The organism is Oscillatoria salina IIICB1, from assembly GCF_020144665.1.
GTDB lineage: Bacteria > Cyanobacteriota > Cyanobacteriia > Cyanobacteriales > SIO1D9 > IIICB1.
On sequence record NZ_JAAHBQ010000044.1, the window covers coordinates 33071 to 58706 of the forward strand.

Sequence of the window (25636 nt, forward strand, 5' to 3'; positions counted from 1 at the left end):
TTGAGAAAATTGTAATTAAACTATTGTGAAAAACTTGGGAAGAAGCCAAATGAATCAATCAAATGATTCCACCAGAGGAACTATCATCGTTGTTGACGATAACCCAGACAATCTCAACCTCTTAGTTAACACTCTCAGCGAGGAAGGATACCACGTTCGTGCCGCCGTCAGTGGGAAACTAGCCATTTCCAGCGCTCAGACAGTACCTCCAGATTTAATTTTATTGGATATCCTCATGCCAGAGATCGATGGCTATGAAATTTGTCAACAATTAAAGTCAGACGATCGCACTCGCGATATTCCCATAATTTTTATCAGCGCTTTAGATGATGCAATCGATAAAGCCAAAGGTTTTGAAGTCGGAGGAGTTGACTATATTTCTAAACCCTTCCAACATCTAGAAGTTATCGCTCGCGTCGAAAATCAATTGCGTCTCCGCATGGCACAAAAACAACTCCAAGAGCAAAATTTACAGTTAGAAAATTTTAGCAAGAACCTCAAAGAATTACATCGACTAAACACTACCGATTACTCAGACTTTAACCAGCTTAGTGCAGATTATTTACAAACTGGATGTAAAATTCTCGGTTTTACGACAGGAGTTATTAGTAAAGTTACTGGCAATATTTGTAAAATAGAGGCTGTTGCCTCTGAACAAGAATGTTTTCAACCTCAACAAGAATTTGATTTTAGCAATACTTTTTGCGCTGAAGTAGTTAAACAAGGTAAATCAGTTGCTTATAGTCACCCAATAAATAGTCCCTCATTGTGGCAACATCCAGTAAATAAAGATTTACAGATACAGTCTTATCTCGGTACTCCGATTTGGGTAAACGAGCGAATTTATGGCACGCTTAATTTTTCTTCTCCGGAAGTTAGAAAACAATATTTTAATATTCACGAGCGCGAATTTATTGAATTAATGGCAGAAAGTCTCGGAAAGTATATCCTCGCTCTCGATACAGAAAATAAACGCAAAAAAGCAGAAGAAGAAACTAAACTTTTGCTTAATGTTACTCAAGCTATTAATGCAGCAGCAGATTTTGAAACAGCCTTACAAGCTGCTTTAGAGCAAGTATGTGAAGCTAGTGGTTGGAGTTACGGTGAGGCATGGATACCAAATAATAATCAAACATTTTTAGAATGCAGTCCCGCCTGGTATTACCATAATCTGACCCAAAAAAATCCTGCGTCTGTCGCTAATATTAAAAAGTTTCGTCAGTCGAGTAAAAATTTGACGTTTGTTCCTAATCAAGGAGTAGTCGGACGAGTTTGGCAGCAAGGAAAAGCCGAGTTTATAGAGAATATTCAACCCGATAGTGATTTTGATTACCAGCAAAAATTACTTATAGAAATATGTGGAATAAAAGCTAGTTTGGCTGTGCCAATAGTGGTTAAAAAGAAAATCAATTTAAACTTAGAACAAATGGAAGAAAAACAAGTTTTAGCAGTCTTGGTTTTCTTTTTATTAGCAGAAAATTTACCGAAAACCCCTCCGGAAAAAGAGCGCTTAGTAGAATTAGTTTCAGCCGTAGCTACTCAATTAGGTGCAGTTATTCAGCATAAACAAACTGAAGCCGAACTCTGCTCTTTATTTCAAGCAATGGATGATTTAATTTTTGTTTACGATCGCCACGGGATTTGTTTGAAAGCTGTTACTAATAAACCAGAACTTTTAGTCAATCATGTTGAGGGGAAAATTAATCACTCTATTTATAATAACTTGCCGCTAGATGTCGCCGACTTACATCTAGCGGCTATTCAAAGAACTTTAGAAACAAAAGCAACCCAAACGATTGAATATAGCTTGTTAATTAATAATCAATTAAAATGGTTTTCCGGAAAAATTTCTCCTCTCTCGTCAACCAAAGTAATGTTAGTCGCAAGAGATATTAGCGATCGCAAACTGATCGAGCAAAAACTACAGACTAATGAAGCAGAGATGCGGGGAATTTTTGAGTCAATGACCGATATTGTTTTGACGCTCGATCTTCAAAAAACAAATGTTCAAGTAATGCCCACTAACTATCAACATTTAGATCGGTCAGAATTTGACCTTCTGACGGAGACAGTACAGCGATTTTATAGCAACAAAAATTCAGGAGAATTATCTTTTTGGCAACCAGCACGTCAAGCAATCGAAAAACAACAAACAGTTAGTTTTGAATACAGTTTAAATGTGAATAACCAACTAGTTTGGTTTAATGCGAGTATTTCTCCTTTACCAGGTAATTTAGCCATTTGGGTAGCCAGAGATATCAGCGATCGCGTTAAAGCTGAGTTAGAATTACAACAATTAGCCTCTGAGTTGGAACAACGAGTAAAAAAACGTACTGCTCAACTTCAACAAGCTAATCAAACTTTAAAATTAGAAATTAACGAACGGATTCTTACCCAAATCGAATTAGTCAAATCAGAAGCTCGTTTTCGCCTCGCGGTTGAGAACATTCCGGATATATTTATTATTTATGACAAACAGTTGCGATTTGAGTTCATTAATGCTAAAGGTTTAGAAATAATTGGTAAGTCAGCCTTAGAATTAATTGGGCTTACAGATCGAGAAATTTTTCCGGCGGATATCACCTCAAATTATCTACCTTTGCTCAACGAAGCAGTAGTAACTCGCCAGCTTCAACGAGGAGAAATTACTGTTAATTTCCCTTCTGTTGGCGAACGGACAATGACCTTTGCTTACGTGCCACTTTTAGACGAACATGGAGAGATTTATCAAATTCTAGGTATTAGCCACGATATTACCGATCGCATCCAAGCTGAATCTAAGTTACAAACAGCTTATCAACGATTGCAGTTACTTTCAGAATTAACCCTAAAAATTCGTCAATCTCTCGATTTAGAAGAAATCTTACAAACCACCGTTACCGAAGTACAAAAGCTACTAGCAGCCGAGCGGGTTTTAATCGTGGCGATCGGTCAAGAAAAACCAGCTTCCATCGTCCAAGAAGTTGTAATTCCAGGATTTCCCAGTTTACAAAACCAACAACTCGATTCTCCCTCCTCAAAAAGCGATCGCATGGAAGAATTTCTCCAAGGAGAATGTATTATTGTTAATGACGTGCAAGAGTTAAACATCTCTTCAGCCCAACTCAGTTTCTTATCAAAAATAAAAATTCGCGCCAAGCTAGTCGTCCCAATTTTTATTCAAAATAGTATTTGGGGTGGTTTAATAATTCATCAATGTAATTCTCCCCGCCAATGGCAAGCAGAAGAAATCGAAATACTTCAGCAACTTGCCGACCAAATTGGCATTGCCGTCGCCCAAGCACAATTACTCGAACATTTAGAAGAAAAAGTCGCCGAACGTACCGCCGAATTGCGCCATAGCGAGAAACAACTGCGTTTAATTACCGATGCTTTACCTATGCGAATTTGTTATGTTGATGCCCAAGAACGCTATCGATTTAACAATAAAGCTTATGAAGAATGGTTCGGATTGCCATTAGATACAATTACCGGATGCAAGAAAAAGGATATTTTAGGGGAAACGTATTATCAGCAAATTAAACAATATATCGCTGCCGCACTATCGGGAGAACGAGTGACCTTTGAATTCCAAGAACCAGAAATTAACGGCAAAAACCGTTATGTCAGTATTACCTATATTCCCGATCTCGATCCCGAAGAACGAGCGATCGGCTTTTTTGGCGTCGCCATCGATTTAAGCGATCGCAAAGCGATCGAACAAATGAAAGATGAATTTATCTCCGTCGCTAGTCATGAATTGCGCACTCCCTTAACTTCTATTCGCGGTTCCCTGGGTTTGATCGCCACTGGGCGTCTTGGCGAACTGTCCTCGCGAGGACAGCGAATGTTAGAAATTGCAGTTAATAATACCGATCGCCTTCATCGTTTGATTAATGATATTCTCGACCTCGCACGGATCGAATCTGGTAGAGTAGAAATGGTCAAGGAAAAGTGCAATGCTGTGGATTTAATTACTCAAGCCGCAGAAGCTATGCAGTCAATGGCACATCAGGAAAATATTACTCTCCACCTAGAAATTGAACGATCGCCAATAGATATTTGCGCCGATCCCGATCAAATTTTGCAAACTCTAACTAATTTAATTAGTAATGCGATTAAATTTTCTCATGGGGGAGGAACTGTTTGGATCGGCGTTACTAACCAAGGCGAAGAAATCTTATTTCAAGTCAGAGATACCGGACGAGGTATTCCGGCTGACAAACTAGAAGCTATTTTTGGACGCTTCCAACAAGTTGATGCTTCCGACTCTCGGGAAAAAAGCGGTACTGGTTTAGGTTTACCTATTTGTCGCGAAATTGTTCAGCGACATGGCGGCAAAATTTGGGTGGAAAGCGAACTCAATGTTGGTAGTACCTTTTACTTTACTTTACCCACGCAAGATTAATTAAGAGATCTGAAAAGATGAGGCAATGAGAAGGACTCGTAGCTATCAAAATTAATTATTTTGTTTCACAAGTTTTTCACAGACTTCTTTTAGACTGGAGACTTAAGTTACCTATTCAAAACTTGACAAAAAAATATGTTAATGATATTAAATGAAGAGTTTTGCGAAACGAAAACTTGCTCTACTAGCAACAGTCGGTACCGTGCAAAAACAGCAAAAAATCAAATTGACAACCCGAACGAGCGACGATTACCTCGCAAGCAAATTTTGTTAATCGATCCCGAAGAGGACTTGCGAGAAGTAATTAAAACTGGGCTAGAATTAACAACTAACTGGAACATATTGACAACTCACGATAGTCATAATGGTTTGCATTTAGCTGTTAACGAGCAGCCCAACGCAATTTTAATTAATATCGAGAAAAAAGATTTAGGGCAGATTGGTTTGTTGTGGCAACTCAGACAAAGCCAGCAACTGCGACAAATCCCCATTATTTTATTGCTCGATCGCATTCGGCTCTCAGACCGAAAGTGCTTAAATAAACTAGAAATAGCAGGCGCGATCGCCAAACCCTTTGACATGGTAAACTTAGGGCAACAAATTGCTTCTTTTTTACGCTGGGACTGCTATACCATTACTCATCAGAGTTACATAAAAAAAGTACATAAGGATTGAGTGACCAAGAATAATGGGTTTCAAGCCCCGTCCTTATAGGACGGCTTTGATGCTATTCTAAGAAAGTAGCCTGGTACAGACAGGATTCGTCGGTACTGTCTTAAGTTGACGACGTAAAGCGATACCAGTACATGAGGCGCGAACAACCTCTTAAAAAACGCACCGGACTCGACAGAGTACCGAAAACCAGTGGTTAAGAAATTTGCTTTTTCGAGTATCGTGGGGCGCACGAGAATTTACGCTTGGGGAGATATATCCCACTGGAACTAATTGCCGCTCTTGATAAAATTGCTTTTTTGTTAATTTGTCAAGGGAGGGGTCGAATCGGCGAGACTGATTCCTTTTAGTTGTAAGGAGTGTCGTTGAACCAAGAATCCCCGCGCCTTTAGGCAGGGGAGCGTCAAAAATGAGTAAGACAATCAAGCCCTCAGAAGTACACAGAGATGGTAGTTACAACATCCCTCACTTGGTAGCAGAGGCTAACGAACGTCTCACCCAAATCGGTAAATACGGCAGCACGGCAAAACTAGTAATCAAAAAAGGTACGCTGCAAATCCAGTACAGCCACCCAACGCGATTAGGTAGTAACGGTAAAGCCAAACGGATGTCAGTTACTAACTCTTGGGGCGGTGCTAATACTCCCATCAACACGCGACATCTCGTAGAAGCCGAATCTGTAGCAACTAAAATTACTCAAGCTTTAACGAGTGGCACCTATAGCGACGAATGGAAAGACGAGTTAATCGGACGCAAACCGAAGACGCGCCAACAATCAACAACCACAGCAACCACCGAACAGAAGCTAACCTTTCATGACGCCTGGGAGGTAATTAATAACGACTGGGAAGGACGTAAAAAGAAACTTAAAAATCCAAACGCTACTTACTATCAAGGTTTTTCACGCTTTGAATCTTGGCAAAATGACGATAGCGAATTTACCCTTAAATCCTTAGCACATTGGTTAGTTACTAGCAAGTTGAACGGAAAAATGAAGATAAACCATCTCGCCGTGATAAAACGAAATCTAGCCCTCTTTGATGTGCCACAACAAATCACAAACTGGGTAGAAAAGGAAGCTAGTTTAACTGAGGTAAGTAAGCAGAAAACCCGCCTTCCTGATGACAAGGAAATTGAGGAAACTTGGCAGATGCTTCATGAGGCAAAAGTAGCAAACCTAGCCCGTAAATATCACACAGATAAAAACGCAAGAAATCTATATCTGTACGGAATATTGGCTATTTACGGCTTGAGAATTCATGAGGTATTTTCAATAATGAACTGGGATAACCCGGTGATTATTCGCAATGGTGAGTTTATCGCAGTAAATGATGACAGTGATGATGACCCAACAGAAACGATTAAATACCAAGGGAACGACAAGATAATCCCTGCTATTAATGACCCAACTAACACTGAGAAAATCCTAGTAATTGAAAAAGGGAAAACTGGTAAACGTTTAGCGTTACCATTCATGCCTAAAGGTAAGAATTGGTTTGAAACTTTCAACCTAGTTGACAAAACTTTTAACGAGATAAAGCCTCATTACAAGAATTCATCAGCTAAAAACAAGTACGGACAAAACCCATCAAGAAACTTCTGTAAATGGTTAAAAGACCAAGATGTTGAATTCACTGCTCACAAGCTACGCCACGCTTGCAATATCAGAATGCACCAAGCAGGCTTAAACCACCTCGCGATCGCTAATAGCCTCGGTCACACTGTGGCAATGAACCAAAGCACCTACCTACGTTACCAAGGTCAAGAAAGCAAACTAGAAGGCTTACAATCTGCATTAAATGACCTACGAGGTAAACAGAATGAAATAGACACCTTAAAGACTGAAAACGAGCGATTAAAAACAGAGAACGAGCAGTTAAAGTTAGAAGTTCAAAGGCTGAAGTTAGAGAAACAATACCAGAATTAACTAACTGAGACTAGCTGAAACAACTGACGAGAGGGGATGAACCCTCTTTTTTAATGCCACCATGAGATAGCCAATAGTACCTTATATAGCAGAGAACGAATTAGTTAGGACATCCTCATTTTCGGAAAACCTTGCTAGCATAGGCTCTCATCACTGTTTACTGTTTACTGCTATACTTCATCCCGAACCCCTGAGAGTTACTGTTTTAGAGAATACCAGTGACTACTGGAAAGGATACTGGAAGTAACCAAACTTATTTAGTTAGAGCTTGTCAGAAGACGAAATGAGGGTGTAATGTAAAAGTGTAATTACGTAATTACAGTAATTAAGTACAGGTGTAATTTACGTAATTACCAAAAAAAATGGGTTTAAAGCCTCGCTGTTCTACGGCGACTTTGATTGAAAAGAAACTAGAAAGTTAGTACAATAGTTGATCGCGAGTAAAACGAAAATCTACGTGATGAATCGCTCTAGTAGGTCGAAAACCCGGTAAGTAAGAAACAACGGTTAGATTGGGTCTAACGGCAGTATGACTAAACCACTGCAAGCTTTCTTCAGAGCGAGGAGCGTACTAAACTAGCTGAGTGATGGATGTTTGAAAGCATAAAACTAAAAAAAGTAAGCGCAATATATGCGGCTATATGTCAACATATTGAGCGTCTAGAGGCAACTTGACTGTGCCTGCAAGAGGAAAGAGAACTACTTGTGAATCCCCTCCCTTTAGCAACGCGGAGGGAGGGGAGTAGTCAAATAATTACACTTTCGCTAAGGAAGATTTAGATGAACTATAATCCTGTTACCAAAGAGGAAGTCTTCGCAGTTTGTGACGAGCTATGGAGTGAGGGTACTTACCCTTTTTTTACACTGGAATTTTGAACCATCTTTAAAAACACCGATTGAGAAGGGTAAACAAGAATAAATGGCGACAAAGCGAGTTTTGATTATCGACGACGAAGCCGATATTCGAGAAGTAGCTCAACTTGGGTTAGAAATAAGTCATGAGTGGGAAATACTGACAGCAGCTTCTGGACAAGAAGGACTAAAAATAGCCACAGAACAACAGCCCGATGCAATTCTTTTAGATGTCATGATGCCCGACATCGATGGACCGACAACTTGGCAAAAACTACAAGCAAATTCTACTACTAAAGATATTCCTGTAATTTTACTAACTGCGAAAGTCCAAGCCGTAGAACAGCGTCGTTATGCTCAGTTAGGAGTTAAAAGTGTTTTGACTAAACCTTTCGATCCAGTTACAATCGGCGAGGCGATCGCGCAAATTCTCGGATGGTAGCTGAAAATAGTTTTTCACACCGATACAACTAGAAGATCTGGGTTTCACAAGTTTTTCACAAAAAACAGGCATAATGAAGCTAAAAATTACCTGTTGTTAGCTTTGTTTGCGAAAAATTTTTTAATATGTACCAACAAGCCGAGGTCGATGTCAATCGGAGTCAAAACTTAGCTCATCTGCAAAGATTAGCCGATAATGTCTTGGGAATCCTTTATCAATTTCAAATCGATACCAACGGTTTGATGTCTTTTCCCTATGTTTCTGCGGGCTGTCAAGAAATATTGGGATTAGACCCCAAGCTAGTGGAAGAAGATGCCTCATTAATGGTTGATTTAATTATTCCAGAAGACCGAGAGAAATTTAGCGAATCCGTAGCTTACTCGGCTGAAACCTTAGAACCTTGGTACTGGGAAGGAAAAGTGAAGTTGCATTCTGGGGTGGTTAAATGGATTAAAGCCATGTCGCGCCCAGAACGACAACCAACGGGAGAAATTATTTGGGATGGCTGGATACTTGATATTACCGCACAAAAAAGGTCAGAAGCAGCATTACAAGCTTCCAATCAGCGCATTGCGACTATTTTATCAGGAGCAACGGAAGGCTTTTTTGCTTTAAGCGATCGCTGGTGTTTTACTTATGTCAATTCTCAGGCAGAATATCTCTTGGGTAAATCTAGCTGTGAGTTGATTGGAAGAAACATTTGGGAAGTTTATCCTGAAACAGTGGAATCAAAGTTTTATCAACAATATCACTATGCTGTAGCCAATCAAGTCAACGTTACTTTTGAAGAATTCTATCAGCCCCTAAATTCCTGGTTTCAAGTCCGTGCTTATCCTAACGGAGAAGAATTATCTGTATATGTTACTAATATAAATGCTCGCAAAAAGCTAGAAATTTCTTTAGAAGAATTAAACAAATTAAACGAAAAATTAGAGACCAAAGTTGCTGAGAGAACGAAAGAATTATCACAAAAAACCTCAGAACTAGAAGACCTTTGGTCTGCCTTTCCTGACTTGGTGTTTTGCCTGACAGCCGATGGCAAAATTCTTAGCTATCAGGCAGGCAAAGAACAGACTAAAATTTATTTGCAACCCGCAGAATTTTTAGGCAAGAAAATGGTCGAAATCTTGCCTGCTGAAGTAGGAGAAAAAATTCGCCAAGCAATGGAGATGACTTTGCTATGTCAATCTTTAGTTAGAATAGAATATTGCCTAGAAATGGAGACTGGCAAAGAATATTACGAAGGGAGATTGTTGCCCTTTGCGGAAAATCAGATAATGTTAATTGTCCGGAATATCAGCGATCGCCAAGAAGCAGAAAATAAACTCAAGGAAAGTGAAAAGCGTTACCAAACTTTAACTGAAGCTTTACCAATTTGCGTATTTTATACAGATGCTCAAGGAAATTGCCTTTATACGAACGATCGCTGGCAAAAAATTGCTGGCTTGACTCAAGAAGAGGCATTGGGAAAGGGATGGAGTAGCGCCATTCACCCCGAAGATCGAGAACGAGTATCTAGCGAATGGTATCGAGCAGCTTCGCAGAAAAAGCTTTTTAACTCAAAGTATCGCTTTCAAAATCCTGAGGGGAAAGTGAGTTGGGTCATCGGTAATGCTGTCGGTATTGATAACGAAAAGGGAGAAACAATTGGCTATGTCGGAACAATTACCGATATCAGCGATCGCCAAGAAGCAGAAATGAAACTCCAGGAAAGTGAAAAGCGTTACCAAACTTTAACTGAAGCTTCGCCAATTGGCGTATTTTATACAGATGTCCAAGGAAATTGCCTTTATACGAACGATCGCTGGCAAAAAATTGCTGGTTTAACTCAACAAGAAGCACTTGGGGACGGCTGGACTCGGGCGATTCACCCCGAAGATCGAGAACGAGTATACAAGCAATGGTATCAGACGGTCTTAGAGAAAAAGTCTTTTTACAGCGAACATCGCTTTCAACATCCTAACGGTAAAATAACTTGGACGATCGTTCAGGCTTTACCTGTCATCGATGACGAAAGAGAGACAACTGGTTATGTCGGAACAATTACCGATATCAGCGATCGCCAATTAATGGAAACCGCCTTGCGTAGAAGCGAAGAAAGATTTCGTTGTTTAATCCAAGCCACCTCACAAATTATTTGGAATACCGATCCTAATGGTCAAATCAATAGCGAACAAGCCAGTTTGTGCGCTTTTACCGGACAAACTTACGACCAAGTTGCAGGTTGGAGTTGGCTAAGTATCATTCACCCAGAAGATCGCGAACGTACTGCTGCTGAGTGGGAGAAAGCAATTGCGAATAAGAGTTTATATCAGATCGAACATCGCTTGCGGCGTTATGACAGCCAATACCGCTACATGAGCGGTCGCGCCGTACCCGTACTCAATGAAAATGGTAGCATTCGCGAATGGATTGGCTCTCATACCGATATCAGCGATCGCAAAGCGGCGGAAACAGCCCTGCAAAAAATCACCCACGATCTACAAGAAGCACAAAAACTCGCCCATATTGGTAACTGGGATTTTAACGTTACCAGTGGCGAAATTTCCTGGTCAGAAGAAGTTTTCCAGATCTACGGATTCGATCGCCAAACACAAACTCCCACCTTAAGCGAACATTTACAGCAATATCATCCTGAAGACCGAGAAACATTTCAAGGAATTCTGGCAGAGGCGATCGCCGACGGAAAACCTTACGACCTCGAACTGCGTATTTTTCACCCGAATGGTTCGCTTCGATATATCCATGTTAAAGGAGAACCAGTTAAGAACGAAAAAGGTAAAGTCGCGCGCTTATTTGGTACAGTGATGGACATTACTGACCGGAAATTGGTTGAAATTCAAGTACAAGAAAAAGCCAGAGATTTAGAAAAAACGCTGCGCGAATTAAGAGCCACCCAAGCTCAACTAATTCAAACCGAAAAAATGTCCAGTTTAGGTCAACTGGTAGCTGGAGTCGCTCACGAAATCAATAATCCAGTTAACTTTATTTATGGTAATCTCGCCCACGCCACTGAATATTGCCAAGATTTGCTTAGTGTAATTGAATTATATCGACAACACTATCCCCATCCAGTTCTCGAAATACAAAACAAACTCGAAGCAGTAGATTTTGAATTTTTGCTAACCGACTTACCTCAGTTACTCAATTCGATGGAAGTGGGTGCTAGAAGAATTAAAGAAATTGTTGCTTCCTTACGCAACTTCTCTCGCCTCAACGAAGCCGAGTTCAAAACTGTTAATATTCACGAAGGAATAGACAGTACCTTGATGATTCTGCAAAACCGAATCAAGGCAAAACCCGATCGCCCCCAAATTGAGCTCGTCAAAAACTACGGCAATCTACCCCTAGTAGAATGTTATCCAGGGCAGCTAAATCAAGTCTTGATGAATATTTTAGTTAATGCCCTCGATGTCTTAGACGATCGCGATCGATCGCGTACTTATCAAGAAATCGAGCAAAATCCTAGCTCCATCTGGATAACTACTACCCTTATCGAACCTAAAACTGCGCGCATTAGTATTAAAGATAACGGTTTTGGCATCCCCGAAAATGTCAAAAATCGTATTTTCGATCCCTTTTTTACTACTAAGTCAGTAGGGAAAGGTACAGGCTTGGGAATGTCGATCAGCTATCAAATTATTACCGAAAAACATCAAGGTCGGATTGAATGTATTTCTGAACTCGGTCAAGGTGCAGAGTTTATTATCGAGATTCCCCTACGACAAAAGGCATAGTCTGATTAAGCTAAATAACGATTCTGGCGGCAAAAAAGATCTTCAAAAACCTTCTCAAGGAAGACGATTGATTACCGCAAGATTTCTTAGCCTTTCAAAGGTAGTCAACTTTCGAGTTGTTCTACTTGCAGTTAAGCAACGGAGTTTTAATAATCGTAGATAGAGACGTTTTACACAACGTCTCTAGTCAGAGCGAGCGTCGATCTTACCTAATTAAGAGCCGAGATTACTTCTTTCTTGAATCCGAGAAAGATAAACAAAACTATCAACTGGCGATCGCGGTTTAGGTAATTCTTCATTGGGCCACAAAGGTAGGTCAATGCAAGGACAACTCAGGGGCTGCACACCTGTATTCCTCACTGGTACGGGCATTTCACAGCGAGCGCAGGAATTGATCTCCCATGCAGACGTGAGCAACTCACTAATAGTTTGTTCCGTACCTTCCAAGTAACAATCGCCACTTTCGGGAGACAGAAGATACTGCCATAATTCCTCAAATTTATGCGAGTAGCGATCGCCAATAATTACTGGTTCTGGTAAAACAGATTTACGACCATTATCAACTAAAGCTTTCTTACCTAACTGAAACCAATAGGCAAGATATTGTTTGACTTGTTCCTTGGTTGCCATAATTAATTCTCATTCCGAAAAAATTCTCTTCTTACCTTTCTATGCTACTTACCGAGCGATCCCGACAAATCTTCACCGAGTTGGAAATTTTACGAGCGAGTTGGTGGTTGAGTAGGTAGGGGTCTTCCTAAACTACTGAGATTGAGAACCATACCTCCTGTTACCAAATATACTGACTCTGCCCTGACTCCTAATTCTCTCACCAATCTTCCCAGGCGATCGCGAAATTTCCTTCCGGAAGCATAAGCAGGAACTACCCCCCAACCTGTCTCTTCTGCCACAAAAATTATTGTCCCTGCCCCCGTTTCTAAACTGGCAAATAAATCTAAATAAGTCTTTTCCCAGGTGGAATCCTCCTCAGATAACAAATTTGCTACCCAAGTGCCTAAAGAGTCCACCAACAGGCAGCTAGATGGCTCAGAAGCGCGAATTGTTGCTGTTAGTTCTCTGGGTATTTCTAAAATTTGCCAATCAGCAGGTCGTCGTTGGCAATGCTGAGCAATTCTCTCATGCCACTCGCGATCGCCTGGGTCAATTTCAGCAGTAGCAACATAAGTTACAGTTTTACCAGTTTGGATAGCTAAGTATTCTGCCCACTCACTTTTACCCGATCGCGCCGGTCCGGTGACTAAGATCGCGTCCATTTCAACAGTTATTGTTAAGTGAACTTAATCGTAACCGATCGAGCAAATTTACTCTCAGACTATGCTCCAATACAACCCGCGCTTAACTCGCCATCCGCTAAACTTGGGTTTGACGGAGCGATCGGCATTGTCAACCGGAAGCTCGTCTTAGTCGATACTGGATGCAATGGATGTATAGGATTCTTCTTACTCGATGTAGCTCAACCCATAACGAGCGCAGAGGCTTTCCAGCTTGGCTCGAAGGGAAAAAATTCGGACTTGAACGAAGTTCTGATTGTTGGGTTTGCCCATGTTGGTATTTTGCTTCAATATTGGGTTATAGCCCACAACAATCGTCCCCATCTTTTTACTTTTGGCGATCGTTCAGCTTCAGTCGAACAGTTTAGCTCAGCAACATGGGAGCGCCCCGCTAGATACACATGACTCTAGTGAACTCTCTAATCTATTGTCAACTAAAGTTGGAGGCGGCGTTTCCTGGACCGCGCTTGTTTTCAACTAGAGCAGGAGAGGAAACGCCGTAAATACAGATGGAACCTGAATTGGAACAAAAACAGACCACTGACGAGAAGTTAACACCACAACTCCCTGCCACAAATACCCAGGGAGATTCTAACACTGAGAGCGCCAATCTAGAATTATCTTTTTCAATTACTTCAACTTCAACAACCGTTAATAAGTCTTTTGGTAAAACTCCGTCTTTACCAAAACTGAAAGCTGCCAAAATCAGCTCTCACCGTCACGATGCTAATCCATCTTTAGCCGTAAACTTATTACACGAGATTGAAGCAACTGTTACAGGTTGGCAAGAAGATTTGCAACTGACAGTCCGCAAAATTCAAGATATTTATTTAGAAGGACCGATCGTCGATGGTTGGTTAGAATCTCATCCGCGCAAACCCGATGAGGGTGGGGCTGAAGTTCGCAAAGCCAGTAGCGATCGCCTAATGGATTATGTCGAGGAATTAAGTAATGATGGTGTTGCCTACCAAAGCCCCCGTGCTGGCTATCGACTTTGCGGCTTAGATGAAAATGGTAAAGTATGGTCGCGTCCTTGTCCGCCCGAACAAGTGCCGAATGTCAGTGTCGCGATCGCTCGTTACCAAAAACTCCGTCAGTTGTTACTGCACAAGCATAATCTGGAAACTCGTCTTAATGAGTTAGCCGAAACCTTAGTTATTCTGCACAGTTCAATTAAAGAATGACAAATTTACCAATTTCTGCTGTAATTTGCACTCACAATCGAGAAGAATATCTCGGTGCAGCCATAGACAGCTTGTTAGAGCAAGATTTTGCCGAATATGAAGTAATAGTGGTAGATAATGCTTCGAGCGATCGCACTCGCGAAGTCGTTGAAGCTCGTTTGTCTAACCCCAAGCTAAAATACGTCTATGAATCAGTTACCGGGCTTTCTGTGGCTCGCAACACCGGAGCCAAAGAATCTTCCGGAGAAATTATTGCTTACCTTGACGACGACGCAGTTGCCAGTAAAACTTGGTTAAGCGCTTTAATTGCCGGATATCAGCAACAAGAAAAACTGGCGATCGCTGGCGGCAAAGTCACTTTAATTTTGCCACCCAAAGCAACTTATCCCCAATGGCTTTCCACTGAACTTGCTAGCTGTTTGGGAGCTTACGATTTAGGAAAGGAAGTAGTCTACATCACTAATCCCAGCTTAACTCCCAGAGGTTTAAATTACTCAATTCGGCGCAGTTTTCTCGAACAAGTAGGCGGTTTTGATGTTAATCTTGGTCGCGTCGGGAAAAATTTACTCTCCAATGAAGAAGTTTATATGACAGAACTAGCACTCAAGCGAGGTTGGCAAGTCGCTTATTTACCAAAAGCACTAGTAGCACATAATGTCGCCCCAGAAAGGTTACAACCAAGTTGGTTTTTCCGTCGCGGTTGGTGGCAAGGTGTTAGTGAATGTTATCGCCAACAACTAGCAGGTCGTCAAGATCCCACTCAACTAGTCGAAGGCACAGAACGTATAGTTCGCGGTCTTTACAAATCATTAAAATATCTTGGCGATCCCGCTTTACGCTTTGATAATCTCGTCTACGCCTATGGTCAAATTGGCTACTTAAAAACTGCACTTCAAGGATTATTTTCTCCAGCAAAACCCAAAAAATAATCTCCTCCTTTAGCGACCAGAGATAATGCCAAGATCGAGAAATGCAGTTAAGCTTATACTGAGGCGTTGTCTAGCCAAACAACTAACCTGTTTGAAACTAACTTCAAAACACTTAACCACTCACAGTTTCACCTCGGATGATTTCTACGCCTAAAATCCCCGTATCAGTGCTAATTCCTGCTAAAAACGAGGAATTCAATTTACCCACTTGTCTAGCAAGTGTCGCTAGAGCCGATGAAATTTTTGTCGTTGACTCCCAAAGTAGCGATCGCTCTTGTGAAATTGCTGCTAATCACGGTGCAAAAGTCGTTCAATTTCACTTTAACGGTCGTTGGCCCAAAAAGAAAAACTGGGCGTTGGATAATCTTCCTTTTCGCAATGAATGGGTATTAATCGTTGATTGCGACGAACGTATTCCCCCCCAACTCTGGGACGAAATTGCTACAGCGATCGCCAATCCTGAATATAATGGTTACTACCTCAACCGCAAAGTATTTTTCCTTGGTAAATGGATTCGTTTTGGCGGTAAATATCCTGACTGGAATTTACGTTTATTCAAGCATAAATGCGGTCGTTACGAAAATCTTAATACCGAAGAAATTCGGAACACAGGTGATAACGAAGTTCACGAACACGTTATTTTACAAGGTAAGGTAGGATATCTCAAAGAAGATATGCTCCACGAAGATTTTCGCGATATTTACGAATGGCTAGCACGACATAATCGTTATTCAAACTGGGAAGCAAGAGTTTACTACAATTTACTTGCTGGTAAAAGCGAAGATGGGACAATCGGTGCTAATCTTTTTGGCGATGCAGTTCAACGCAAACGCTTTCTGAAAAAAATCTGGGTAAGGCTTCCATTTAAACCCATATTACGGTTTATTTTATTTTATTTTATTCGTCTCGGATTTTTAGATGGTCGCGCCGGATACATTTATGCTCGCTTACTCAGTCAATACGAATATCAAATTGGGGTCAAACTTTACGAATTGCGACAGTTTGGTGGCAAATTAAATGTTGCTAAAAATCAATCTCTAGAAACATCTCAACCTGTCGTCCAACCAGCTAATTTAATCCAAGATGAATCTAAAATCTGAGCAAAACTCTGAAGAAATTTTAAGCTGGAATGCTCTACCCTTGGTAGATTTAAGCAAATACAATCAAGCAGGTTACAGTCGTGGAAAATCAGCTTGGTTTGTCTTACTTTGGTGGTTAGTCCAAGCAATTACTTTTCCCCTAACTATTCATAACTTTAACAGCCTTCGTTGTGGGCTGTTACGCTTATTTGGAGCGAAAATTGGCAAGGGTGTGGTAATTCGCCCCACAGCACGTTTTACTTATCCTTGGAAAGTCGAAATTGGCGATTATAGTTGGATTGGTGACGATGTAGTTTTCTACAGTTTAGATAAAATTAAAGTAGGCTCTCACAGTGTCATTTCCCAAAAGTCTTATCTTTGTACTGGAAGCCACGATTTTCAAGATCCCACTTTTAAATTAATTACCCAACCGATTATTATTGGTAATGGAGTTTGGGTAGCTACTGATTGCTTTGTTGCTCCCGGAGTTAAAATTGGTTCTAATGCTGTAATTGGTGCCAGGAGCAGCGTTTTTAAAGATATTCCTCCTCAACAAGTAGCCTGGGGTAGTCCCTGCAAATCTCACTATTTAAGAAAGATAAACCCTCAATCTTAGTTTGATAAACTTTATTCATTCATATTTCGGTAAGTGGCTACTGCTGAAGGAGAAATTCGATTTAGATAACGGAAAATCCAATACTTCAAAACTGTATCTAATATCACTGGAAAAGTAGCAATAAATAAGTAGTTAAATTCCCGACTTTCTGGTAGCCCAAAGTGTAACGAAACTCCTTCTAAAATAATTTCCCAGCCATGAGGAGAGTGGTAGCCGACAAAGATATCGGTAAACAAAATAATCAGAAATGCCTTCGCTGAATCACTCAAACCATAAATAATTTCATCTAAAAAAGATTTCAAGACTAAAATTTCTCGCTTACTGATATAAATTACCCAACCAAAAGCAACTAGCGAACATAAATCAGCAAAGACATTTTCGATCGCATCAGAACCGCGATAACGATAATGGTCGGCAATTTCTACCGCTTTTTCTCTTACTTTTTCTTCTATTTCTTCGGGTGTTATATCTGGTAAGACACCAATAATTTTTTTGAATTCGAGATTTTCTTTATAAAGATGTAACTCGGTAAAAGCTTCTTCTTCATAATCGCGATTAAGAAAGATTATTTGTTGGTTTTCTTCTACCCAAATTCGGTCTACAATTGGACTAATAACAAAGGTTTTAGAAATTTGGTGAGTTAAAAGCGGGACAATAATCAGAATTAGCAAAAATTTAATTGAAATTGCTGTTTTGCTGCGCGACTTGCGAAACTTTTTAACTACCTCTTCTTCAGCGTCAGCAGATTTGGGATCGATTTCCTGCTTAATCCGACGAAATGTTCTTAAAATTGAGCGAGGTAAAACTCCAGTTTTGTCGGAAACTGTAGAAACATTCGGACTTGTTTCATGATTAACTAAAGCTGGGTTTGATTTCTCCGTAGTGATGACTTTTTCTTGTCGTCCGTTGCGAGCGGATCTAATTATTTCTTGAGGGGGTTTACTATCTCTTTTCTGGGGAACTTGAACTAGAGCAACGGCAGTTGAGCGTTTGGCGGGAAAACTCTCATATTGAGAAATTACTTCATCGATAAAATTAAGTTTTTCGATAGTAATTGCTTGTTTTTCATCAAAGAATTCTGCTCGCTCTTGAGGATAGTCATTTTGAGTTTCTGAAAGCCGGAAAAACGAGCGACTGATCTTAAATTCTGTTAATCTAATTTTGGCTTGTTTGAGACATTTTTGCACTTCAGCTTGTAAATCTAAAATCGCACTTTCGCGGTAGTCGCAATATTCCGCAGAAACGTGATGACCGTGAAAATGTTCTTCTTCGATCGCTTTAATCATCAAAACTGCACGATAAGCCTGATCTAAGGCTCTTTCTGGAGTATCCTCGAACCACTTTCTAGCATTACGGATGACGCTCTTGAGTTTCATTGAAACGTAGCTGACAAACAATAAATACAATCGGTTTAGGCAAGCTTATAGATTTAAACCTTTTTCAGGACAAAGTTCCGCTTTTGTCGGATCTATAATGCGAGTCTGTATGTGGTATAGTATCAGATTAACTAAGGAAACGGCTGTGCTAATTTTGTCTATTTGGATTAGTGGGACGACTCGCAGTGGTAAGACGACTCGCTTAGTTAGGGAGTTTCAAAAGTGGGTAAGCAACCAACGCAGTCGCTATCAAGGAGTTGCTCGCTCTGCTCAACAGCTTGCACCAGCAATTTTAGTCCTTGCTGCTAATGATGACAATCGCCGGGAGTTGGCGGATAAGTTAGCGGCGGCGGTGGAGGGAAGTTATCCGGTAATCTCGAAAACTCCTTTGGGTTTTATTTCCGATGAGGTAATGTTGTTTTTACCTTTGTTATTTGAGCGGTTGCAGGTGAAGGCGCAGTTTCCGCTAAGGTTGCGCCCGGAAACTGAGCAAGAGTTGGCGACTCGTTTGTGGCGTGAGGAGTTGGATGAGCTAGATTTACCGTTGACGGGAGTTAGTGAGTATCGTTTGATTCGGCGTACTTTGGATTTGTTACAGTTGGCTGGTGCTAGCGATACTCCGGCTGAGGATATTCCCGCGATCGCTACACAGGGTTTTTCGGGACAAGAATGGGAAACTGGGTTGGTGTCTAATCCTTTGTTTGCGGGGGAAGATGCTGGTTTGTGGCAAAAAATGGCGGGGTTGCTGTTGGAGTGGCGCAGGTGGTGTTTGCAGAGGGGTTTGCTGAGTTATGGTATTATTTATGAGCTTTATTGCCAGCATTTGTTAGCGGAACCGAGATATCAAAAGCATTTGCGACGTCGGTATCAGGCGATTTTTGCTGATGATGTGGATGATTATCCGGCGATCGCGCGTGAGTTGTTTGAGTTTTTATTGGATCAAGGTAGTTTCGGGGTGTTTACTTTTAACCCCAATGGTAAAGTTCGTTTGGGTTTGAATGCCGATCCTGATTATCTGGAGGGTTTGGCTTCTCGCTGTGAAATGGAGATGTTACCTTTACTGGATAATAGTTTGGCTCCTCGGTTGTCGGATTTGGTGTTAAATTTAGTTACCGAGCAAGGTTGGTTTGTCAATTTACCGGGTTCGATTCAGTCGATTCAAGAAATATCTCGCGCTAGTTTACTGAAAAAAACTGCCCAGGTAATTATTAAAGCTGTTCGCAGTGGTGAGGTAAAGCCGGAAGAAATTGCGGTGATTGCACCGGGTTTGGATGCGATCGCGCGTTATACTTTGATCGAACTTCTCTCTCAAGAGAATATCCCCGTTGAGCCTCTCAATGAACAACGAGCTTTATCGAGTTCGCCTTTAGTGCGATCGCTACTCACTCTCTTGGCTTTAGTTTATCCTGGTTTGGGTCGCTTTGTTGACCGGGATGGAGTCGCGGAAATGTTGGTAGTATTAAGCGATCGCGAAATCGATCCGGTTCGTGCTGGTTTGTTGGCAGATTACTGTTATGCTACTGATATTAGCCAGCCTAGTTTACTTGCTGTCGAATCTTTTCCCAGATGGGATCGTTTAGGACATCAAGCAACTACCGCTTATCGAGAAATTGTCCAGTGGATCGAGAAAACGCGATCGCCAGAATCTCAAAGCGCAATTTCTGTCTTAGATCGAGCTATTAAACGGTTTTTACTCGATACTAATTTACCATTAGCTCAATTAGCCGCACTGCGAGAATTAATCGAAACTGCTCAACATTATTGGCAAGTAGACCGTCGTTTGCGGCAAAATGAAACTACTGAGCGCAACGCGATCGATACAGTGGCTCAGTTTATTACTTTACTGCGTAAAGGTACGATTTCGGCAAATCCTCATCCTTTTCGTCCTTTTGGCACAAATACCAGAAATGCCGTTACTTTAGCAACTATTTTCCAGTATCGCTCCTCGCGCCGCTCTCATCGCTGGCATTTTTGGCTCGATGCTGCGTCTCCCTTGTGGAATCGAGGCGGGGCTGCTACTTTGTTTGGTGCAGAGCTATTTCTCAAAAATTGTCCGGGACGACCTGTAACTCCAGAAGATATAATCGAAGCGGATCGTCAGCGTTTGGAACGAATTTTACACGATTTACTGGGCAGAGTTACCGAAAGAGTTTACTTGTGTCACAGTGACTTAGCTGTTAACGGTACCGAACAAACTGGACCCTTGTTAAGTTTAGTTCATGCTTCCTTACCTGTAGTTACCGAAAAGGCGATCGTGAGATGATGGGATTGGTGATTGGGGATTGGGGATTGGGGTTTTCAGTTACCAGTTATCAGTTACCAGTGAACAGTTGGGATTAGATTGTTAATGGGAGAGATTAAAGAAGGTGGAATTAGAATAACTGGGGATTTGAGGGTAAACTGTTCACTGATAACTGTTCACTGTTCACTGATAACTGTTCACTGATAACTATCAACTTAATCAATTCTTCACAGAAGATTCCCCTAGTTATCAAGAAAAAATTCTATAATGCAAATAATCCCTCGTTAGTTAGGAAAAAATTATTCAATTGAGATCGAACTCTTCGGATATAAACTGAAACCGCGCTAGTAATCATTTTCCTTATCACAAAAGAAAATTTAGGAGAATAGCAGATGAATACTCTCGAAAATTTTTACTTGAATGATGGCATTTATTTCCTCGAAAAACAGCAAGATACTGCTGGTAAAATTGGTAAGGAAAAGTGGGATGAAATTGCTTCAGGATGGGTAAAAACAGGTTACGGCGCTCAACAACCAGGAGGGATTTGGGTAGAGTTTCCCATCGGGCGACACTTTGATACTATTCTTGATATTGGTTGCGGCTATGGAAGACACGCAATTTATCTTGCTCAAACCAAAGAAATGACCTGTAATAACTATTATGGGATTGATATTTCGGAGAATATGTTACGGCGTTTGTTGCATTGCAAAGAAGAATTAAATTTCTTTCCCGATGCGAAAATGAATATCATTTGTATGCCTTGTCGCGAACTTCCTTTAGCTGATAATTCAGTAGATTTTGTCATGTCTAGTAGCGTGTTTATGCACTTATCAGCAGCCGATGTCAAAACTATTATGTCGGAAATTTACCGAGTTATTAAGCCAGGAGGTATTTTTATATTTAATGATTCTTTTCATAACAAAAAATCTCCCACTCATGTCTTAGATAATCTGGTTAAAAGCCTTCCTTTGTTAAAAGAAAAAACTCGTAAAAGTAATCAGTATTCCTACCAAGAAATAGACAAATTAATCAAGAATTCTGAGTTGCCGAATAAGTGTGGAAGTTACACAATTGTTCCCAATCATTACGAAGCCGTACCAGGTAAACTACACAAATATATTCCTTTGGGCAAAAAAATTGACCATGCGTTAATTAAATCAGCTTCACCTCAATTGACGAAAGATGTATTGGCGGCTAGTTATACGGTTTACAGTGATAATTTTAAGTAGGATTTGGTAACTAATTTGCAGTAATTATTCACTCAAGCTTCATTTTAGGGTTGTCTTGAAAGTAAGTTGCGATCGCGCTAATTTCAATTGATTTTAGTTAGGAGTAAAAAAAAGGCGATCGCCAAATATTTTTTCTCTTCTTAAGCTATCAAATACTATCTTTTCCTGGTAAAAAATTAGCATCAAAAACTTGCATTAATGTGTAAGGAGATACTTCGGGAAATGTTTCTTTTGGTAGTTCAGTTTCCGCCGTAGCTTGAGCAATTGCATCAGCATAACATTGAGAAAATACTGTTTCCAAATAAGCCTTTAGTGAAGGAGAATCTTGCAAAGATTCGCGAATGCGTCGCCGATGTTCGACAATACTACCTTTCCAGCTACTACTTCTTAATTCTGGCTGATATTGCCACTTCAGGAAATGAGTTAAAACCACAATTAAGTTACTTTTTAAACTCCGGCGTTCTCTCTTTCCCATGTCTTCAATTTCATCGATTAAATTGTCCCAATCGATAGCTGAATAATCTTGATTGCGTAATTTTTCGAGAGTGGTTTCAATCCATTTTAGATAATCTATTTCGTAAAGTTGTCGTAGTTGAGTTTCTAGTTTTTTAGTCATCTTGGGACTTGTAATATTGCCAATTTAATTTATAATTTTAGCCAGCCAAATAGCTGTCCTAATGTTAACTGAAAGTTAGTAACAAAATCTGGAATAGGTAAATCGTCTGATTCAGCTTCAAAAATTTCCGGTTGGTTTCCGGGAGGGTATACTAAGAGCGATCGCGTTTCTGGATCGATCAGCCAACCTAAGTGACTACCGTGGCTCAAACAGTGTAAAATCTTCCCAGTAACTTTTGTTTGGCTTCGATCTGGAGATAAAATTTCAATAACCCAATCGGGTGCAAACTGAAAAACATTCGCTACATAGCCATTTTCGTCTTTAGGAATTCGATCCCATCTAAACACGCTAACATCGGGGACGATCGAATATCCAGCGAAAGTACAAGTTAATTCAGGAAAAGCTAAGGCAATTCTAGAATTTTCGGCTACCTTATTAATAGTAGTTACTAATTGACTTCGTAACATACTATGTTTTCCTTGCGGCATTGGTTTCTGGATAATTTTACCATTGATGTATTCGCTAGCGGGCTTAGTTTCCGGTAATTTGAGAAACTCCGCTAAAGTTAGGGTTTTTGAGGGAGATGTAACCATCGGTAAGAGACTCCAACTTACTCATAACTATATATTAATTGGTCGAAATTAAACTGATCCTAAGTTGCACTTAAATATAGTAGGGGTATAGAGACTAAAATATTTAATTCAATGAAATATCTAGATACAACTTCTTTTTCATTTAAGGTTACTTTATCCTGATTCATTTAAGGTTACGTCATCCTGAGCGAAGCGAAGGATGACATTTTTGCACATTACCGTCTTCTAATACCGTTTTCATAAATAAATGCTACATATACAAGCGAATAAATCTAGCTTTTGCATAGAGAAAACTAGCCCGCGCGGATTTCTTAACGAGTTAATCCGCACAGGCTGATGTATCCCCTAAAATTATTTTTCAAGGGCGAAATAAGGTAATTTAAGCTTCATCCAAAGCAACAATTCCGGGTAATTCCTTCCCTTCAAGTAACTCTAAGGAAGCACCACCACCAGTAGAAATGTGACTCATTTGTTCTGCGACACCAACTTTTTCCACCGCAGCCACAGAATCACCACCACCGATAATTGTAGTTGCACCTTTTTTGGTAAGATCGGCAAGAGTGCGCGCGATCGCTTCAGTCCCCACAGCAAATTTATCGAACTCGAATACCCCCATCGGACCATTCCAAATTACTGTCTTACAATCAGACAAAGCATCGCTAAAAGTCTTCACTGAGTCGGGACCAATATCTAAACCCATCCAACCATCAGGAATATTTTCCGCACTCACAGTTTGCGAGTCAGCATCCGGTTTAAAATCGTTAGCGACTACCACATCTGTAGGAAGCAACAACTCGACACCTTTTTCCTTTGCTTTTGCTTCCAAAGTCTTCGCCAAATCTAGCTTATCTTCTTCCACCAACGACTTACCGACACTCAAACCACGAGCTTTATAAAAAGTAAAAATCATTCCACCGCCGATCAAAAGTTTGTCACATTTATCCAACAAAGTTTCGATCACGCCAATTTTACTAGAAACTTTAGAACCGCCGATAATTGCTGCTAAAGGACGCTGAGGTTCTTCAATCGCACCTTTGAGATACTCAAGTTCCTTCTCAATTAAATATCCTCCCACAGACGGGCTAAGATATTTAGTAACTCCTTCGGTAGAAGCATGAGCGCGGTGAGCAGTACCGAAAGCATCATTAACGTAAACATCAGCATTAGCTGCTAACTGTTTAGCGAATTCGGGGTCGTTTTTCTCCTCTTCCGCGTGGAAACGAAGATTTTCCAACAAAGCTACCTGACCATTTTCTAGTGCCGTAATTTGACGCGCAACTGAGTCTCCCACGCAGTCATCGCACATAGTTACTTCTTGTCCTAGTAACTCCGAAAGCCGCTTGGCGACAGGAGTTAAGCGAAGATTTTCTTTAACCTGTCCCTTGGGACGACCCATGTGGCTGCACAAAATTACCTTAGCACCTTTCTTAATTAAATCTTGAATAGTTGGCAGTGCTGCCCGAATCCGGGTATCGTCAGTAATAGTGCCATTATCATCCAACGGTACGTTAAAATCGGCTCGTACTAAAACTCGCTTTCCGGCTAAATCAGCTTCAGATAAATTTGCTACAGTTTTTTTGGACACAGTGATTACCTCTGATTGCTTTTATTTCTAATCAACTTTCAGTTGCGAGCGATTAGGCAAAGCCTAGCGCTGCTAGCAGCGATCGCTCTCTTGCCGATTGTACCGGAGTGAGTGTACCAGCAGGTGTGTAAGTATGTTTAAAACTGTTCTTTTTCCCATTGACCAAAGCCGAGAAGCCCGCGAAGCGGTAGAAGTTGTTATCGATATCGTGCAAAAATACGATAGTCGTTTAATCTTGTTATCGGTAGTCGAAAAACCTCCCGGAGAGGAAGAGTCTCAGCCGTCTGGGGCGATGAGTTCTGTCAATGCAGTAGCAGAATTGCTCAAAAATGCTCAACAATTGTTTTCCAGCAAAGGTATTGAAGCGGAAATCATCGAACGCGAGGGTATGCCTGCTTTTATGATTTGCGATGTGGCTGACGAAATTGATGCCGGTTTAATCATTATGGGCTGTCGCGGTATGGGCTTGAGTGAAGAAGGTGCGGCGGAAAGTGTTACTAACCGCGTGATTAACCTTTCTCCTTGTCCGGTTTTGATTGTTCCTTAGTGTGGGACTGGGAAACTGGGGACTGGGAAACTGGGGACTGGGGACTGGGGACTGGGAAACTGGGGACTGGGGACTGGGGACTGGGGACTGGGGACTGGGGACTGGGGACTGGGATAACGAAGAGTTAAAGTATAAATTAATCACTGTTTATTGGTAACTGTTCGCGGATAACTCAACCCAATCCTTAATTACCAATCCCCAATTCCCAATCACCAATCCCTAATTTCCAGTGAACAGTGACCAATGAGCATTTACCAGTTTACCCTTGAATTCCCATTCTAATTTCACCTTCTTTATCGAAAATCTTGGGTTTCAAGCCCCGTCCTTTAGC

The 25636-nt window shown here is 40.8% G+C and carries 19 protein-coding genes; 13 read left to right on the top strand and 6 right to left on the bottom strand.

The features are described from left to right. Positions 1-49: 49 nt before the first annotated feature. The 5 genes from G3T18_RS14425 to G3T18_RS14445 all read left to right on the top strand — a co-directional run bounded on the left by G3T18_RS14425 (position 50) and on the right by G3T18_RS14445 (position 12017). Positions 50-4387: a PAS domain-containing protein gene (locus G3T18_RS14425; protein WP_224411264.1), complete on the top strand. Its 4338-nt coding sequence runs from the start codon at positions 50-52 to the stop codon at positions 4385-4387. A 135-nt stretch (positions 4388-4522) separates the two neighbouring features. After that, positions 4523-5062 (top strand): response regulator, encoded by a 540-nt coding sequence (locus G3T18_RS14430; protein ID WP_224411265.1) that lies wholly within the window; start codon positions 4523-4525, stop codon positions 5060-5062. Positions 5063-5468: 406 nt separating this feature from the next. After that, complete coding sequence (locus tag G3T18_RS14435; RefSeq protein WP_224411266.1) at positions 5469-6986, top strand: tyrosine-type recombinase/integrase; 1518 nt, start codon at positions 5469-5471, stop codon at positions 6984-6986. A 919-nt stretch (positions 6987-7905) separates the two neighbouring features. Next, positions 7906-8280, top strand: a complete 375-nt coding sequence (locus tag G3T18_RS14440) for a response regulator (RefSeq protein ID WP_224411267.1) — start codon at positions 7906-7908, stop codon at positions 8278-8280. A 125-nt stretch (positions 8281-8405) separates the two neighbouring features. Continuing rightward, the gene (locus G3T18_RS14445) at positions 8406-12017 is read left to right on the top strand and encodes a PAS domain S-box protein (RefSeq protein ID WP_224411268.1); all 3612 of its coding nucleotides are present in this window, start codon (positions 8406-8408) and stop codon (positions 12015-12017) included. Positions 12018-12230: 213 nt separating this feature from the next. On the opposite strand, the gene G3T18_RS14450 is transcribed toward G3T18_RS14445, so the two are convergent. Next, entirely contained in the window at positions 12231-12647 is a 417-nt protein-coding gene (locus G3T18_RS14450) for a hypothetical protein (RefSeq protein ID WP_224411269.1), read from the bottom strand. Between the two features lie 89 nt (positions 12648-12736). Next, positions 12737-13291, bottom strand: a complete 555-nt coding sequence (gene cobU, locus G3T18_RS14455; protein WP_224411270.1) for a bifunctional adenosylcobinamide kinase/adenosylcobinamide-phosphate guanylyltransferase — start codon at positions 13289-13291, stop codon at positions 12737-12739. 18 nt (positions 13292-13309) lie between these two features. On the opposite strand from cobU, the gene G3T18_RS14460 reads away from it, so the two are divergent. The 5 genes from G3T18_RS14460 (at position 13310) to hpsU (ending at position 17117) form a co-directional block, all read left to right on the top strand. Further along, positions 13310-13714, top strand: coding sequence for a hypothetical protein (locus tag G3T18_RS14460; RefSeq protein WP_224411271.1), 405 nt, complete (start codon positions 13310-13312; stop codon positions 13712-13714). A gap of 104 nt (positions 13715-13818) precedes the next feature. Next, positions 13819-14493, top strand: coding sequence for a hypothetical protein (locus tag G3T18_RS14465; protein ID WP_224411272.1), 675 nt, complete (start codon positions 13819-13821; stop codon positions 14491-14493). After that, positions 14490-15422, top strand: coding sequence for a glycosyltransferase family 2 protein (locus tag G3T18_RS14470; protein ID WP_224411273.1), 933 nt, complete (start codon positions 14490-14492; stop codon positions 15420-15422). The genes G3T18_RS14465 and G3T18_RS14470 overlap by 4 nt, the downstream gene beginning before the upstream one ends. A 137-nt stretch (positions 15423-15559) precedes the next feature. Next, complete coding sequence (locus G3T18_RS14475; RefSeq protein WP_224411274.1) at positions 15560-16522, top strand: glycosyltransferase family 2 protein; 963 nt, start codon at positions 15560-15562, stop codon at positions 16520-16522. Further along, the gene (gene hpsU, locus G3T18_RS14480; protein ID WP_224411275.1) at positions 16506-17117 is read left to right on the top strand and encodes a hormogonium polysaccharide biosynthesis acetyltransferase HpsU; all 612 of its coding nucleotides are present in this window, start codon (positions 16506-16508) and stop codon (positions 17115-17117) included. Before G3T18_RS14475 ends, hpsU begins: the two co-directional genes overlap by 17 nt. 11 nt (positions 17118-17128) lie before the next feature. On the opposite strand, the gene G3T18_RS14485 is transcribed toward hpsU, so the two are convergent. Beyond that, the gene (locus tag G3T18_RS14485) at positions 17129-18493 is read right to left on the bottom strand and encodes a proton extrusion protein PcxA (RefSeq protein ID WP_224411276.1); all 1365 of its coding nucleotides are present in this window, start codon (positions 18491-18493) and stop codon (positions 17129-17131) included. Between the two features lie 145 nt (positions 18494-18638). Between G3T18_RS14485 and G3T18_RS14490 the strand changes: the two genes are divergently transcribed. Beyond that, positions 18639-20756 (top strand): recombinase family protein, encoded by a 2118-nt coding sequence (locus G3T18_RS14490; protein ID WP_318013978.1) that lies wholly within the window; start codon positions 18639-18641, stop codon positions 20754-20756. Between the two features lie 371 nt (positions 20757-21127). Continuing rightward, a complete protein-coding gene (locus G3T18_RS14495) occupies positions 21128-21964 on the top strand; it encodes a class I SAM-dependent methyltransferase (RefSeq protein WP_224411277.1) in 837 nt (278 codons plus the stop codon). Between the two features lie 148 nt (positions 21965-22112). On the opposite strand, the gene G3T18_RS14500 is transcribed toward G3T18_RS14495, so the two are convergent. The 3 genes from G3T18_RS14500 to G3T18_RS14510 form a co-directional block, all read right to left on the bottom strand. Next, positions 22113-22580 carry a DUF29 domain-containing protein gene (locus tag G3T18_RS14500; RefSeq protein ID WP_224411278.1) on the bottom strand — a complete coding sequence of 156 codons (468 nt, stop codon included), beginning with the start codon at positions 22578-22580 and terminating at the stop codon, positions 22113-22115. A gap of 29 nt (positions 22581-22609) precedes the next feature. Beyond that, on the bottom strand, positions 22610-23173 hold the full coding sequence (locus G3T18_RS14505; RefSeq protein ID WP_224411279.1) for a Uma2 family endonuclease: 564 nt from the start codon (positions 23171-23173) through the stop codon (positions 22610-22612). Positions 23174-23552: 379 nt separating this feature from the next. After that, a complete protein-coding gene (locus G3T18_RS14510) occupies positions 23553-24758 on the bottom strand; it encodes a phosphoglycerate kinase (RefSeq protein ID WP_224411280.1) in 1206 nt (401 codons plus the stop codon). Between the two features lie 133 nt (positions 24759-24891). Between G3T18_RS14510 and G3T18_RS14515 the strand changes: the two genes are divergently transcribed. Further along, positions 24892-25305 (top strand): universal stress protein, encoded by a 414-nt coding sequence (locus G3T18_RS14515; protein ID WP_224411281.1) that lies wholly within the window; start codon positions 24892-24894, stop codon positions 25303-25305. Positions 25306-25636: the final 331 nt, after the last annotated feature.

Coding starts and splice junctions, on each gene's coding strand:
- G3T18_RS14425 (WP_224411264.1), top strand. CDS start 50: ATGAATCAATCAAATGATTCCACCAGAGGAACTATCATCGTTGTTGAC.
- G3T18_RS14430 (WP_224411265.1), top strand. CDS start 4,523: ATGTTAATGATATTAAATGAAGAGTTTTGCGAAACGAAAACTTGCTCT.
- G3T18_RS14435 (WP_224411266.1), top strand. CDS start 5,469: ATGAGTAAGACAATCAAGCCCTCAGAAGTACACAGAGATGGTAGTTAC.
- G3T18_RS14440 (WP_224411267.1), top strand. CDS start 7,906: ATGGCGACAAAGCGAGTTTTGATTATCGACGACGAAGCCGATATTCGA.
- G3T18_RS14445 (WP_224411268.1), top strand. CDS start 8,406: ATGTACCAACAAGCCGAGGTCGATGTCAATCGGAGTCAAAACTTAGCT.
- G3T18_RS14450 (WP_224411269.1), bottom strand. CDS start 12,647: ATGGCAACCAAGGAACAAGTCAAACAATATCTTGCCTATTGGTTTCAG.
- cobU (WP_224411270.1), bottom strand. CDS start 13,291: ATGGACGCGATCTTAGTCACCGGACCGGCGCGATCGGGTAAAAGTGAG.
- G3T18_RS14465 (WP_224411272.1), top strand. CDS start 13,819: ATGGAACCTGAATTGGAACAAAAACAGACCACTGACGAGAAGTTAACA.
- G3T18_RS14470 (WP_224411273.1), top strand. CDS start 14,490: ATGACAAATTTACCAATTTCTGCTGTAATTTGCACTCACAATCGAGAA.
- G3T18_RS14475 (WP_224411274.1), top strand. CDS start 15,560: ATGATTTCTACGCCTAAAATCCCCGTATCAGTGCTAATTCCTGCTAAA.
- hpsU (WP_224411275.1), top strand. CDS start 16,506: ATGAATCTAAAATCTGAGCAAAACTCTGAAGAAATTTTAAGCTGGAAT.
- G3T18_RS14485 (WP_224411276.1), bottom strand. CDS start 18,493: ATGAAACTCAAGAGCGTCATCCGTAATGCTAGAAAGTGGTTCGAGGAT.
- G3T18_RS14495 (WP_224411277.1), top strand. CDS start 21,128: ATGAATACTCTCGAAAATTTTTACTTGAATGATGGCATTTATTTCCTC.
- G3T18_RS14500 (WP_224411278.1), bottom strand. CDS start 22,580: ATGACTAAAAAACTAGAAACTCAACTACGACAACTTTACGAAATAGAT.
- G3T18_RS14505 (WP_224411279.1), bottom strand. CDS start 23,173: ATGGTTACATCTCCCTCAAAAACCCTAACTTTAGCGGAGTTTCTCAAA.
- G3T18_RS14515 (WP_224411281.1), top strand. CDS start 24,892: ATGTTTAAAACTGTTCTTTTTCCCATTGACCAAAGCCGAGAAGCCCGC.